Origin of the sequence: Flavobacterium amylolyticum (assembly GCF_048284335.1) — a bacterium.
In the GTDB taxonomy this organism is placed as follows: domain Bacteria; phylum Bacteroidota; class Bacteroidia; order Flavobacteriales; family Flavobacteriaceae; genus Flavobacterium.
Window position 1 is genome coordinate 199,070 of the sequence record NZ_JBLVPG010000003.1, and the last position, 14,202, is coordinate 213,271.

A 14,202-nucleotide genomic window follows, 5' to 3' on the forward strand; every position below is an offset into this window, starting at 1 on the left:
AACGCAAATTATATAACCGTTAAAATCCCTTTTTAAGCTTTTAAGTTATTAACATTTGTTCATATAATAGCAAAAAAACGCTCTCGAAATCGAGAGCGTTTTCCTATGCCTATAAAACCATATTATTATTTTAAACCGTAGCTCCTGCTTTAGCAATTTCGGTATCTGCCTGAACATGGGCAGCATTTGCTCTTCCGCTTGGATCTTGATTTTCCTGCCATTTCGGAATCCACTTTCTAACCGTCTGAGCAGCACTAACTTGAGGGTAATACTTATTAAATATGGATCTGTAAAAGTACGCTTCCTTAGTTGTAGGAGAGTTGTATGGAAATTCCATCGCCGCACCTATTAGTTGGTCGTCCGTAACTTGAGAAGAACAATATTCTATCAATTGATCAATCCAGTTGTATCCCACTCCATCAGAAAACTGCTCTTTTTGTCTCCACAAAACCTCGGCTGGAAGGTATGGATTGTCCGGAGTATCAAATGCTTTTCTTAAAATATATTTTTCTTTCCCATCATACGTTTTAGGCATTTTCTCTTCTGCTTTGATACGAACGGCCATATCTAAGAATGCTTTGTCTAAAAACGGGACTCTCGCCTCTAATCCGTGTGCCATAGTTGACTTATCTGCTCTCAGCAAATCGGCAGTAAATAATTTTTGGACTCTTTCAATGGTTTCTTTTTGGAAATCTTCTGTTGATGGTGCATTTCTAAAATACAAATATCCACCAAAAATCTCATCAGCACCCTCTCCAGAAAGCACCACTTTAATTCCCAAATCAGTAATCGCTTTGGACAAGAAATACATGGGTGTACTTGCTCTTACCGAGGTTACATCATAGGTTTCTAAATGCCAGATTAATGTATCTAAAATCTTAATTCCTTCTTCAATCGTAAAGTGAATTTCATGGTGTTCTGTACCTAAAAACTCCGCCACTTTTCTGGCAGCTGCTGCATCCGGAGCATCCGCATCCAATCCGATAGAAAAAGAATGTAATTTTTTCCCACTTTCAGCCAATAATCTTGAGGCAATAGCCGAAGTCAATGAGGAATCTAATCCCCCAGAAAGCAATACTCCAATGGGCACATCGCTCATTAATCTTTTACGAGTTGCTTCGGTCAACGTTTCTCTGATTAAATCCAAATCTAATTCTTGATCCGCTTTCAAATAGTCTTCGTATTCTGGCTTGTAATATTTCACAAAACCTGTTTTTTGGGTATAATAATGTCCCGGAGGAAAAGTAGAAAATGTTTTGCATTGATCAGCGATAGGTTTCATTTCAGAAGAAAAATAAATCCTCCCTCTTTCATCTAAACCATAATACAATGGCTTCACACCCATTGGATCCCTGCCAGCAATAAAATCATCGCCATCAACTACCACAAAAGCCCAATCGCCATCCAGCATGTTGCAAAAATCATAACCAAACTCCTCATACAAATGCACAATAACTTCCGAATCTGATTTAGTTCTAAAAGCATGTCCTTTCAAAACACCATCCCTCAATTCCTGATGATTGTAAACTTCGCCATTATGAATCATCCAGGCAGTTGAAGTTCCTTGAATAGGCTGTCTTCCTGAATGCAAATCAATAATAGACAAACGTTCATGACTTAAAATATGTCCGTTTTCTGTTACGTGTAAATCGCTTTCATCCGGGCCACGGTGTGACATTCTTTTTGAAAGTGTTTTTACTAACTCTTCATCTTTTCCTTTTCCTATAATGGCTAATATTCCGCACATAACTCTATATTTTAAATGGTTTGTTTGTTTTGATAAGGCAAAGATGCAATACTAGTTACAAATACAAAACACAATCCCCTTATTTAGTTTAAAATTTAAACTAAATAAGGGGATTTACAATTAGATTGTAATTTAAACGATGCTATTTTAAAAGATTCCCTTACAATTAGAAATCACCACTAAAAACTGCCTTATTTATTTTTCTTTATTCCCTTTTAAATAGGTATGTACTGGTTTCATCTTTACCATTTTATTTTCTTCCACTTTCATTAAGTCCTCATCGTATAGTACAAAATCAGCCCATTTTCCTACTTCCAGACTTCCTTTTTCTTTTTCTTCGAAATTAGAATAAGCAGCCCAGATGGTCATTCCTCTTAAAGTTTCGGCTCTGGTTAACGCATTTTCCATTTGAAAACCACCTTTTGGAAATTCCTTACTGTCTTTTCTGGCAACAGCCGCATGAAAGGTCAACATCGGATTTACTTCCTCTACCGGAAAATCCGTCCCTAAAGCTACCATTCCTGCTTTTTGAAGTAATTTTTTATACGCATACGCATTTTTCAATCTTTCTTTACCCAATCTGTCTCCAGCCCAATACATGTCTGAAGTAGCATGTGTCGGTTGTACCGAAGGAATAATTCCAAATTTGAAATAATCAAAATCTGCTTCCCGCAAAACTTGGGCGTGCTCAATTTTCCATCTTCGGTCTTTAGTACCTGCGAGAACTTCTTTGTATATTTTTAAAATTACAGTATTGGCTGAATCTCCGATAGCATGTGTATTCAATTGAAAATTAGAAGCTGCAATTTGTCGAGCGACCGCTTTTAATTCTGAAACCGAAGACAGCAAAGCACCGTATTGTTGTGGCATATCAGAATATGGATTGTGCATGCAAGCACCACGAGAACCCAAAGCACCATCACCATACATTTTGAAGGATCGTACATTTAGATTATCCGTTTTGTAAATTCCCTTTTTTAGATACATATCAATATTCTTCTGATTGACTGTAACCATGGCATAAACATTTAGTTTCATAACCTTTGCTTTCTGCAAGCTATCAATCAAATGAATAATATCTGGGTCTAATCCGGCGTCATTTACAGTTGTTAAACCATAATCAAACATTATTTTTTCGGCATCCAATAAAGCTGCAATTTGTATTTTACGGGTTGGTTTTGGAATTATCTTAAAAACTAATTCCATCGGATTATCTACTAAAATTCCGGTGGGCTCCCCATTTGCAATTTCAATCTGACCACCAACAACTTTAGTGTCTTTTGTAATTCCAGCTAATTTCAACGCTTTACTATTGACAATAATTGCGTGTCCATCTATTCTATTCAGTACCACTGGAACGTCTGGAAACGCCGCATCTAGATCCGCTTTTGTAGGATACTTTTTTACTTTCCAATCGTTTTGATCCCAACCGTTACCAACAATAAACGCTGGATTCTTATTTTTTTGAAAAGCCTTTAAACGTGTAATTATCTCCTCCATACTTTTGGTACCCCGCAAATCAACTTCCTGTAACGTAAGTCCGTAACTATAAAAATGACAATGCGCGTCAATTAAGCCCGGATACATGAATTTACCTGCAGCATCTATCGTATTCTTGGATTCATATTTGTTTGCTATTTCACGATTAGTACCAATAGCGACAATTTTTCCGTTCTCTATAGCCATAGCCGAAGCAATAGCAAAGGAGTTATTGAGCGTATAAATAGTAGCATCAGTAATAATAGTATCAACTGAAATCTTATTTTTTTGATCACAGGAAATCAATAAAAATAAAGAGAGAAGTAAAGCAATACGTTTCATAGTAAACAGTTTAGTTGGGCTAATATAAAGAAAGAAGTCCAAAAAAATGACAAACTGCAAATGATTTATTTAAAAATATCCAATCAAAAAATTTCTTCTATAATGTATCTTGTAGTATTTATCTCAAAAGCAAATCCCGTTTTGTTCCCCATTAATTTATTTCCCAAAGGAGATTGCGGTGATAAAGCAATAACATTAATGCCTTCAATACTAATTTTTGGGAGTGCCACGCTCAGGTATAAATAAATCCCGTTTGCTTTCACTAAGCTCCCAACAATAATAGTTTCAGCAATTGCAGTAGCATCAATTTTATCCAAAATTACTTTTTGATCCAGCACTTCCCTCAATTTACGATTAAGTTTTTCTTGCTCAATATGCATCATTGATAAAGCGGTTTCATGCTTATCTCCTGCAGAACCTTTTGCATCGTTCTTTGAATCCTCCGTAAGGGCGACAATCATGTCTTTGAAAACATCGATTCGATCCTGCACTAATTGAAGGTAATGAGTATGTATTTTTTGTTTGAAAGTCATAATTATTTTGCCACAAAGGGACTAAGACATTAAAAAAAATTCTAATTTTTAGTAAATCAACAAACTCAATAAACAAAGAGAATTTAATTTATCCCAAAAGAACAAATAAAAACCTTTTATCTAAGTGTCTTTTAGTTAAAAAATTAAAAATCAAATTTGTAGTTCACTCCCAGAATGACTTGAAAACCTTGAACTGGATAATTATGCCATTTTTGGTAAGCATTATTGGTAATGTTATTAGCTCTTGCAAAAGCGGTCAATCGATCACTGTATTTGTAACCAATATTCGCATTTACATCAAAATACGATTTTAAAGTTGTAGTGCCCTCAATATATGCAGGCTCAAATGCCAATATTGTAAATTCCTTACGCTCGCCTACATAAAAAACATTCGCACCAGCAAACCACTTTTCTGTAATATTAAAATCCAGAGTAGAATTTATTTTTATAGCGGGCAAATTCCAGGCTTCACTCTCAAAACTATTCGTAAAACTGCTAAAGCTTCCATTAATCCCAAAAGTCACATTTTTAGAAAAATCTGCTTTCAGTTCTCCGTAAAAATTCAATGTTCGCATATCGTCATACACCACTTGAAAGGAATTTCCAAAAGCGTAATCCTGATTATTCGAGTTTTCAGTGTAACTATTGCTTTTAAACATCGCTTTATTTCTTTCATTTATATAAGAACCTCTAATATTATAACTCACATTATTTGTCAATTTCCCTTTCAATCCCGCAAACACATCGTACTGCTGATCCGTAGGCGCAATATTTAATGTTGGTGATACAAACGGATTGATATCCACAAAATCCTGATACGAATTTTGCTCTAAATTCCCCTCAGCACCAGCGTAGAAAATCATCAAATCACCTACCACTTTGTAGGAAGCATTAAATTTTGGATACACAAAAAATTTATTTTTACTGTATTGATTGTCCAAACTGTAAAAAAAAGCGGCACCAATATTCAAAGTCCAATCGTCTTCTTGCATTACAAAACTAGGGGCAATCCCAAAATTTGTAAAACTATATTTCAAGGGCTCTGTATTAGTCTTCGAATAATTATTCTTAAAGTTTCCAGCAACATAATCCACTATCAAATCCGTTTTTACGGCACTCTCCATTACATCAAATTCTATTGTAGGTTTTGCGTAAAATCTATTTTCTGAAGAATCAAAAATATCTGAAAAATGATTAAATTTTAAGGTCATTTTATCCAAGACACTTTCATTAAATGCTACATTACCTCCCAATGATATCGTGCTGTAAGCTTGTTTTGGATCAATACCACTAATCAAAATTGATTTCTCCTGAGGCGACAAAGTATTGCCAAAAGTAGCAGGCAATCCATACCAGTTATAAATTTGATTTTGATATCCTAAATCCAGATTCCAAGAAAGCTCTTTTTGATTAGAACCATACATCAAATCTATAGCGGTATCATAAAATCGATTGTCCAGTTCTACACTTTTAATGCCGCCTTGAGACGAATGATGCCGAAACATTCCCCCTACATAATCCGTAGCGCTAAGGTCATGATTAACGTATAACTCCCCAATAAAGGTTCCGTAATTCCCTACTCCAAAAGTCGCATAATTTTTAAACAAATGTGCTTCTTTTCCTTTCTCGACACCTTCCGCTTTTCCTTTGGATGGTGTAAAAGTCGAGGCCACAGGAAAAGAAAATATATTGTATTTTATAGTTTCCTTTTTGGTATTACCATCCTCGTCCAGTTCCGGAATTTCTTTTACTTTGAAAGCATCTGAAATCTTTGGGGTGTAGGGTTTTACTACATTTACAGTTTCGGTGCCTATTTGCTCTTTTTTTTGTGCAAATGAGAATTGGGAAACTAAAAGAAATAAAATCCCCAACCCAACTCTCACTGAAGGAAAGGGAGCCGAAAACCTTGCTGCCGTATTTGTGAATGATTTTATGTTTAATACTTTAAATGTCATGTTTTATTTTTTTTACTTCTTATTTCTAACGCTAATAATCTTAATCTTTAAACTTCCCATTCCCCTTTTGCAATGAATTGCGTTTCTCCGCCTATTTTTATATCAAAATTATTTTCACTTAATTTTCCATCAAAATAAATCTGGGAGGCTCTGTTTATAAAATCCCCCTGATGATTGACCATTTTAATTTCTGGCGAATAATATTTTAAAAGAAAAGCCTGTAAACAAGTGCTGGCACTTCCCGTAGCGGCATCTTCAATAAGTTGATTGTTTTCAACACATAGCATTCTGCTAATGAGTTTTGCATCTTCTAAACAATAAAAATATAACGCTCTATGATTGGTTTTACAGTAGGTATGCAACCATTCGTTCATTTTATCCATGTCAAGAATTAAATTCTCCAATGCTTTTTTATTTTTCAGAGGAACAATTACAAAGGCGCTTCCGGTACTTACTTCCTGAATGGAAAATTTATCATCAAAATCAGCACTGCTTAAATTGCTGAAGGATAAAAAACCTTCTGCTGAAAAAGTATCCAAAAACTGAGGTTGAGCCGCCTGTAACCAAACCAAATCTCCCGATTGATGTACTGGAATTTCACCAATTGGAACCGATAACGTAATCTTTTCTGGTTGGTTTTCAAATATCTTATTCATCAAAACCCACGACGTTCCTATTATTGGATGTCCAGCAAACTTCATTTCGTGCTCTGGAGTAAAAATCCTAATTTCTGCGAAGCTATTTTCAGGGCTAAGCTTTGTTATAAATGTGCTTTCTGCAAAGTTGATTTCACGAGCGATTTTTTGCATCTGTTCGTCACTTAAGGCTTCAGCCTCTAAAAAAATAGCCAATTGATTGCCTGCATATTTTTGCTTTGTAAAAACATCAACGATGTAAAAAGGTAGATTCATTCTATTTGTTTTTTGACTTTCGATTATTCTAAAAATTTCATGCCGTTTTTTGATGCTTCCCAACATACAATAACTGCCTTCTTTATTTAGTTATCGATGCATTTGTTTTGGATTCTTCCGCTTTTATAGTATCTAATTCCGCTTTTGCATTAGCAACCACATCCGGAAAATCAGTAAAATTTTGAATTACATTTTCTAAAATATACGTTGCCTGATAACTGTCTTTTAAACCGTAAAAGTTTTTCGCCATTAAGACCAAACCTTTGGCGCCAAAATACTTATAGCTGGAATAATTCTTTGCTAATTTTTGAACGGCAGCATTAGAAGCATCAAATTTCTGGTCCTTATTTTTAAAATAGGCGTCATAATACAAGGCTTCGGCTGCTAATTCTCCTCTGGCAATCGTCATTAATTTTGCGTAGGCAACTTTCGCTTTAGCCTCATCACCCGTTTCAATTGCTGCACGCGCTATAATAATTTGCGCATCACTTTTTACATTATCATCCGTTTTAGGATTCATCAATACTTTATCCGCGTAAATAACCGAATTTGAATAATCTTTCAAATCATAATAAGATTTCATCAAATTTGATTGTGCAAATGTTTTATTATGAGCAGCATCCGCTTCATTTTCTAAACGGGACAAGACCGGAATTGCTTTGCCATATTCTTTGTTTTTAAGAAAAATTTGAGCCAATCGGGACAAGGACTGTTCCGTATATTCACTTCTGGATTGTGCAATTACATATTCATAATTAGGAATTGATTTGCTCTCGGATCCTTCAGCGAAATACAGTTGAGCCAGATAATAATTAGCCTGCAAAGCATGTATTCCTCGGGGAAACTGATTGACATAACCACTAAATCCCGTAATAGCCTGCTTGGTATTATTTTGCTGAAACTGTTTTTCGGCAGCCTCATACGTATCATTATCAAGCTCTGCATCTGTAACTGCAACAAAATCTAACGTGCGAACCCAGGTTGCATACTCCTCTACTCTGCCATTGTCGACATATATTAATCGCGCGGTGGCTACAGCTTCTAAAGCCTCTGGAGTTCTAGGAAAATCCGCCGCTACTTTTTTAAATTTCAATAAGGCCTGGTCGTCTTTATCGGTATTATAATACACCAATCCCTGACGCAAAATAGATCTTGAAGTGAAAGCACCTTTTTTAAATTCTGTATTTAAACGCTCATAGTTTTTTATCGCAAGCTCATTTTTATTCTCGGCAACATAGGTATTTGCCAATTCAAAAAACGCATCGTCTCTGTATTCTGATTTTGGATACAATTGTAAAAAGGCATTCAACTCATCAATTTTCTTATCATTTTTAGCCATAAAACCATAAGAAATTGCTTTTTGGAAATACGCATAATCTGCATCGACACTCTTAGATTCGATAACTTTACTGTACGCATCCATTGCCTGTCCATATTTTGAAGTTACAAAACGAGAATCCGCTAAACGCAAATAGGAATCATTCAAACGTACTTTATCAGCAGGCGCCTTCTCAATTTGTTTTTGGAAATAATCACCTGCTTGATCGTACTCTTTCAATTTGAAATAAGCGTAAGCAATATTGTAATTACTGTTTTTATATTCTGGTGTTGTTGCGGCTTGATTTGAACCAATAAATTGCTTGAAACTCAATAATGCCTCTTTAAAATCATTCACAACATATTCACTTTCTCCTTTCCAGAAAGTAGCCCTTGCGGTGAAAACAGCGTCTTTTTGTTCCCTAAAAGATTTACTAAACATTTTAAAAGCCTCTGGATAATTTCCATCAGTATACAACTCTAAACCCCTATAAAAAAGTACTTTTTGATAGGCCAATTTATTTTCTGGAGATTTGTTTTTTTCCAATAAAACTAAAGCTTCTTTGTAATTTTTTGAAGAAATATAAGAATCAATCAACAGCCGTTCTACCTCTGAACGGCTAGCATTATCCGGATATTTATTTAGAAAAGCTTGCAGAATAACGGGTGCACTTTGATAGGAATTTCCTAATTCATAACTCAATTTAGCATAATTTAGACTGGCATCCTCTTGAATTGCGATATCGAATTCCATTTCAGAGGCATTTTTGAAAGCATTCAAAGCCTGTTGTTTCTTATCGGTATTCAAGTAGCTTTCGCCTAAATGATAATACGCATTTTGTGCCACGAAATCTTTACCACCAATTATTTTATTGAACTGAGAAATCGCATTTTCATACTCTTTCTGCTTGTAATACGCATATCCCAACTGATAAAAATCCGTATTATTCCATTTCCCTTTTTTTCCTTTGTAAGCAACCAAAAATGGAATTGCGGTGTCGTATTCTTTTAGGTTAAAATAGCTTTCGCCAATTATTTTATTTAATTCAGATTTTTCCAAAGGGTCTGATTTATCCATTGCTTTCTGTCCTAAATCTATTGCTTTCTCGAAATTCCCTAATTTAAAATTCATATCGGCTTGATAATACGATAGCTTTTCTTTGTATTTTTCTTCACCCGAAACTTCATCAAAATATTTTGTAGCTTGCTTATAATCATCTCCTTCATACGCCATAAAACCCAAATAATATTTAGCTTGTGAACCATATTCTACCGAGTTCACTACTTTATTCAAATAAACTGTGGCTTCTTTTTTCTTTTTGGCATTAAAAAAACTATAGCCTTTTTGAAAATTAAATTTATCCTGATCGTTTCTGCTCAAACTGCTTTCATCCACTTTATCAAACCATTGTAAGGCTTGTGGATAATTCCCTTGATCAAAATGATAATGTGCCACCTCAATGTATGCCTGATTTTGTTTTACACTGGTAGGGTAATCAGAAACAAAATTCTCCATCAATTCATCTGCATTGGCTTGATTGGTCCGAATGGCACAATTAGCGGCATAATAAGCACAATCTGATTTTAACTCATCAGTAGTGGCTGTTTCCTTTACTTTATTAAAAATAATTTGCGCCGATGCATATTGTGAATCTTTAAACAATGAAACTGCTTTGTTAAAATCTTTAGATTCGTGAGTATAAATGGTAGATTTTTGTGCCGAAATTGCAGCTGTTACAATAAAAAAAGAAAAGAAATACCCCCAGGAAAGTTTACGCATTGTGATTTAATTTTAAAAATTCAAATGTATTATATTCTGAACTCTATAACGAATGGCAATTGGTTTTTATTATGAATATTTTTTTTACAGTTTGGATTTTAATCTTCTTTACTTTTTAAACAACCAGTTCAAACATCATGACTTTACTATATTGTCTATAATATTTTTTTTTCTATCTAATACAACAGAATTTATTTTGAATAGAACCGTTATCTTATTACTTTTACCCAATAAACAAAAGCAAACTATGTCACAATCTGTACTGTCTTTAAAAAATGTAACTATTTATCAAGAAGGGAAATCTATTTTAACAGACGTAAACTTAGAGGTAAAACATGGTGAATTTCTTTATATCATTGGAAAAACAGGCTCTGGAAAAAGTAGTTTAATGAAAACCTTGTATGCTGATTTACCTATGACTGAAGGTGAAGGAAGCATTGTAGATTTTGATTTATCCACTTTAAAAGAAGATGATATTCCGTTTTTGAGAAGAAAGATTGGTATCGTTTTTCAGGATTTCAAATTACTACCGGACCGTACTGTAAATGACAATATGTTATTTGTATTGAAAGCCACTGGCTGGACAGACAACATAGAAATGCAAAATAAAATTGACGAGGTTTTGAATAAAGTGGGGATGAGAGATTTTGGCAAAAAAATGCCACATCAACTTTCCGGAGGAGAACAGCAACGTGTGGCTATCGCTCGGGCTTTGCTAAACGATCCAGAATTAATCCTTGCTGATGAACCTACAGGAAATTTAGATCCACAAACCAGTGCCGAAGTATTAGAGGTGTTAAAGAAAATAAATGCTAACGGAAAGACCATCATTATGGCAACGCACGATTATGCCCTACTAATGAAATTTCCTTCAAAAACATTGAAATGCGAAGACTCCAAAATTTTTGAGGTTATTCAGCAGCGAACAGCATAATGCTTTCCATACTAATTCCTGTTTATAATTACAACGCTTATCCACTTGTTTCGGAGTTACACAAACAAAGTATGGATTGCGGGATACATTTTGAAATTCTATGTCAAGATGACGCTTCGCGATCGTGTTTAAATGCATTTAATGAGAATATAAATGTATTTCCTAACTGTAGTTTCATCTCGGTAAAAGAAAACCTTGCCCATCGTGAAAACAGAAATTCCCTTGCCGAACAAGCAAAATATCAATATTTGCTTTTTATTGATGGGGACTCCGTAATTATTCATGAAGATTACATCAAAAAATACATCGACAATCTTGACGATTTTGATGTTATTTATGGCGGCCGGTTGCATCCTAGAAAATGTCCCTCCGACAATCAAAAACTGCGTTGGAAATACGGAAGGTTTATTGAGGATAAAAATGCCGAAAATAGAAAGAAAAAAACCTATCAATCGTTACTTTTTAACAACACCGTAATTAAAAAAAACTATTTCGATGAAATAAAATTTGATAGAAATATAAAAAAATACGGCCATGATGACACCCAATTTTCCTGTCAATTGCGCCTATTACAAGCCAAAGTTAGCCATATCGAAAATCCCGTAGCACATGGAGATATTGATACCAATCGAGCTTATCTAAACAAAACTAAAGAGGCTTTAGAAAATCTAATGTTATTATATGAAGGTAAAAAAATTGATATTGAGTTTGTTCGATTATTACAACTGTATCATTTTTTAAAAAAAACGAGATTAACTCATATTATTTCACAAATACATCCCTTTTTAGAAAAGTCGCTCCTAAAAAATCTGACAGGAAACAACCCTAATTTATTCCTATTTAATTGGTTTCGAATGGGTTATTTGTGCTCGATAGGACAAAAAAATTAATTTTTTTTGATGTCAATGAATAGCTGATTCCAGATTTCCATAATAGTAACTATATGGTATTTTTCGCTGGATAACTTTGCTTTTTTTCCCATTTCAATCCTAATTTCTTCCTTTTCGATTAAGGTCTGTACGGCTTTGACATATTCTGATTCGTTACCATTTTCAATTAAAAAACCGTCTTCGTTATGAGCAATTATTGCTCTTGGCCCACACGGACAATCATAAGCAACACAGGGTAATCCGGAAGCCATTGCTTCAAGCAACACCATTCCAAAACCTTCAAATCGCGACGTCATTAAATAGAATGAAGCTTCTGTATATTTTTTAATAATATCCTGAACGGGGCCATGAAAAACAACATTATCCAAAATATGAAGATCTTCAGCCAACACTCTTAGATTGTTCTTTTCAGATGATTTTCCAAAAATTTCCAAAATCCAATCCGGATGTTTCGCTACAACTTTTTTCCAGATAGGTAACATTCTATCCAATCCTTTTTCATACGAATGACGACCAACTGCAATTACTTTTTTAGCCTTTAAATCTGAGAAAGTCGTTGTTTCAAACCATAGTGGATTTGGAATTACAATTCCATTTTTTACATTCCATTCTTTCAAACTCTCCTTCGATAAGGCAACAAACTTGGTAAACTTTCTGGCAGACAATTCTTTGAACAGTATTTTAATTTTTGTTGAAGAGAAATATTTTGTCGGCTCCTTTTCCTCAATATATTTAGAACCGTGGCACTCAAAAATAATAGGGATCTTTGTCTTTAAAATAAAAGGAATAAAAAAAGCTTTCAAACCATTATCACAAACAATAATACAATCCGGCTGTATGGCTTCTACTTTAGTTTTTAAAGCATTGCTGTACGAACTAAAAAACTGAAAAAAAGTGCCTTTCAATTTCATGTCATGATAAGCAATCGCTTTATTGAAAGAGTAGAACAATGGAGAACAACCTTCATTTTGGGTTAAAATATGCACTTCATAGCCGAATTTTTCTATAAGACAATTCGTTTTTACCGAAAGCACTCGAGCGACTCCTCCTTCGTTATTTATGTTAGGAACTATATAAAGAAGCTTCATTTTTTTGACTCCAAAAAATCATCAAAATCCCGAATATAATCGGCTTCTTCGAAAACATCTGATGCCAATACTAAGCAAACAGCTCCTGAAGAGAAATTCTGTAATTCCCTCCAAATTCCTGTTGGTATCAGTAACCCAAGATTTGGTTTGTTCAATACAAATGACTTTTTCCCTAAACCATCGTGAAGAACAACCTCAAAACTTCCGCTTAAAGCAATCAGAACTTCTTGCTGATCAATGTGTGAATGTCCGCCTCTATATGCATTACTCGGCACATCAAAAAGATAGTACACGCGCTTAAATTCAAATGGCAAAAAATCCTTTTGAATGAATGCTAAATTCCCTCTCGTGTCTTCTATGACAGGTATTTTTAGTAGCTGTATGGCGCTTATGGTTGTTTTCATTTAATCATTTGTAAAAAAGCGTCTTTTCCTTTATTTGCGCTTTTTAGTGCTGCAAAAACCTGGTTTGTTTTAATCTTATTTTGTTTAATGTCAAAAAAAAGTTTTAACAAAACCCAGAGTTGATACTTATGCTTTCCAACTCTAGTGAAGAACGCTCCTTGTATGAAATATCTTTGTTCATAATTTAATTTATCATCCGTTGAAACCGCTGGATGACTCGCTATAACCTTAGGCTCAATGATTATAATTTGTTTTTGCTTTTTTAAATCTGACAAAAAAACAGCTTCTTCCCCCATCATGAATGGACTACCAAGACCAAAATTAGTATCAAACTTATTATTTAATTGATCAAATACCGCTTTTTTTAAACTGATTTCAATGGATAAAACATTGAAAATATCCAAATAATTTAGTTGTAGTTTTGTGTGAGAAGGATATTTTTTAAACAACAAGCCTTCTGAATCTTCTATCGCAAAACAAATGCTGGATGCCTCAGGATAATTGTTATGTGCTTCCAGAATACTACTCTCAAAATCTTCTTTGAAAACCTCATCGTCATCGGCTATTAAAACAAGTTTTCCTCTTGCATTCGACAATCCTAAATTCCTACTGTTAGACAACCCTCTTTCAAATGAATTTACAACTCTAATGGAAGGAAAATCAGAAACCAATACTTTATTCTTCACGGTTTGATTGACAATTACAATTGACAATTCAGAAAAATGACAAAAAGGAAACATAGGAATTAAAAAATCCAAAGAATCTCTATTCATCGTAGCCAATACTATTTCTAGATCGCCTTTTTTAAATTCTTTTATCAAT

The 14,202-nt window shown here is 34.2% G+C and carries 11 protein-coding genes; 2 read left to right on the forward strand and 9 right to left on the reverse strand.

Annotated elements, in window-relative coordinates:
• Nucleotides 1-130: 130 nt before the first annotated feature.
• From asnB to ACNQF9_RS11780, 6 genes are all read right to left on the reverse strand, one after another.
• The gene (gene asnB / locus ACNQF9_RS11755) at nt 131-1,747 is read right to left on the reverse strand and encodes an asparagine synthase B (RefSeq protein WP_417960789.1); all 1,617 of its coding nucleotides are present in this window, start codon (nt 1,745-1,747) and stop codon (nt 131-133) included.
• A 195-nt stretch (nt 1,748-1,942) separates the two neighbouring features.
• Complete coding sequence (locus ACNQF9_RS11760) at nt 1,943-3,568, reverse strand: amidohydrolase (RefSeq protein ID WP_417960791.1); 1,626 nt, start codon at nt 3,566-3,568, stop codon at nt 1,943-1,945.
• A gap of 83 nt (nt 3,569-3,651) precedes the next feature.
• Complete coding sequence (locus ACNQF9_RS11765; protein ID WP_417960793.1) at nt 3,652-4,101, reverse strand: hypothetical protein; 450 nt, start codon at nt 4,099-4,101, stop codon at nt 3,652-3,654.
• Nucleotides 4,102-4,244: 143 nt separating this feature from the next.
• Entirely contained in the window at nt 4,245-6,056 is a 1,812-nt protein-coding gene (locus ACNQF9_RS11770) for a porin family protein (RefSeq protein WP_417990274.1), read from the reverse strand.
• A 47-nt stretch (nt 6,057-6,103) separates the two neighbouring features.
• Nucleotides 6,104-6,967 carry a PhzF family phenazine biosynthesis protein gene (locus tag ACNQF9_RS11775; protein WP_417960797.1) on the reverse strand — a complete coding sequence of 288 codons (864 nt, stop codon included), beginning with the start codon at nt 6,965-6,967 and terminating at the stop codon, nt 6,104-6,106.
• Between the two features lie 82 nt (nt 6,968-7,049).
• Nucleotides 7,050-10,064, reverse strand: coding sequence for a tetratricopeptide repeat protein (locus ACNQF9_RS11780; RefSeq protein WP_417990275.1), 3,015 nt, complete (start codon nt 10,062-10,064; stop codon nt 7,050-7,052).
• A 247-nt stretch (nt 10,065-10,311) separates the two neighbouring features.
• Between ACNQF9_RS11780 and ACNQF9_RS11785 the strand changes: the two genes are divergently transcribed.
• Together ACNQF9_RS11785 and ACNQF9_RS11790 are read left to right on the forward strand one after the other, a co-directional pair.
• A complete protein-coding gene (locus tag ACNQF9_RS11785) occupies nt 10,312-10,998 on the forward strand; it encodes a cell division ATP-binding protein FtsE (RefSeq protein ID WP_417960801.1) in 687 nt (228 codons plus the stop codon).
• Nucleotides 10,998-11,888: a glycosyltransferase family 2 protein gene (locus ACNQF9_RS11790; RefSeq protein WP_417990276.1), complete on the forward strand. Its 891-nt coding sequence runs from the start codon at nt 10,998-11,000 to the stop codon at nt 11,886-11,888. Before ACNQF9_RS11785 ends, ACNQF9_RS11790 begins: the two co-directional genes overlap by 1 nt.
• On the opposite strand, the gene ACNQF9_RS11795 is transcribed toward ACNQF9_RS11790, so the two are convergent.
• The 3 genes from ACNQF9_RS11795 to ACNQF9_RS11805 are packed head-to-tail and all read right to left on the reverse strand — an operon-like array spanning nt 11,885 to nt 14,201.
• Nucleotides 11,885-12,976, reverse strand: coding sequence for a glycosyltransferase family 4 protein (locus tag ACNQF9_RS11795; RefSeq protein ID WP_417960805.1), 1,092 nt, complete (start codon nt 12,974-12,976; stop codon nt 11,885-11,887). The genes ACNQF9_RS11790 and ACNQF9_RS11795 overlap by 4 nt on opposite strands.
• On the reverse strand, nt 12,973-13,380 hold the full coding sequence (locus ACNQF9_RS11800) for a sugar 3,4-ketoisomerase (protein WP_417960807.1): 408 nt from the start codon (nt 13,378-13,380) through the stop codon (nt 12,973-12,975). Before ACNQF9_RS11800 ends, ACNQF9_RS11795 begins: the two co-directional genes overlap by 4 nt.
• Nucleotides 13,377-14,201 (reverse strand): glycosyltransferase family 2 protein, encoded by an 825-nt coding sequence (locus tag ACNQF9_RS11805; protein WP_417990277.1) that lies wholly within the window; start codon nt 14,199-14,201, stop codon nt 13,377-13,379. Before ACNQF9_RS11805 ends, ACNQF9_RS11800 begins: the two co-directional genes overlap by 4 nt.
• Nucleotide 14,202 lies beyond the last annotated feature (1 nt).

Bases quoted from the DNA above. Each gene is read 5' to 3' on its own strand.
- asnB (WP_417960789.1), bottom strand. From the start codon at position 1,747: ATGTGCGGAATATTAGCCATTATAGGAAAAGGAAAAGATGAAGAGTTA.
- ACNQF9_RS11760 (WP_417960791.1), bottom strand. From the start codon at position 3,568: ATGAAACGTATTGCTTTACTTCTCTCTTTATTTTTATTGATTTCCTGT.
- ACNQF9_RS11765 (WP_417960793.1), bottom strand. From the start codon at position 4,101: ATGACTTTCAAACAAAAAATACATACTCATTACCTTCAATTAGTGCAG.
- ACNQF9_RS11770 (WP_417990274.1), bottom strand. From the start codon at position 6,056: ATGACATTTAAAGTATTAAACATAAAATCATTCACAAATACGGCAGCA.
- ACNQF9_RS11775 (WP_417960797.1), bottom strand. From the start codon at position 6,967: ATGAATCTACCTTTTTACATCGTTGATGTTTTTACAAAGCAAAAATAT.
- ACNQF9_RS11780 (WP_417990275.1), bottom strand. From the start codon at position 10,064: ATGCGTAAACTTTCCTGGGGGTATTTCTTTTCTTTTTTTATTGTAACA.
- ACNQF9_RS11785 (WP_417960801.1), top strand. From the start codon at position 10,312: ATGTCACAATCTGTACTGTCTTTAAAAAATGTAACTATTTATCAAGAA.
- ACNQF9_RS11790 (WP_417990276.1), top strand. From the start codon at position 10,998: ATGCTTTCCATACTAATTCCTGTTTATAATTACAACGCTTATCCACTT.
- ACNQF9_RS11795 (WP_417960805.1), bottom strand. From the start codon at position 12,976: ATGAAGCTTCTTTATATAGTTCCTAACATAAATAACGAAGGAGGAGTC.
- ACNQF9_RS11800 (WP_417960807.1), bottom strand. From the start codon at position 13,380: ATGAAAACAACCATAAGCGCCATACAGCTACTAAAAATACCTGTCATA.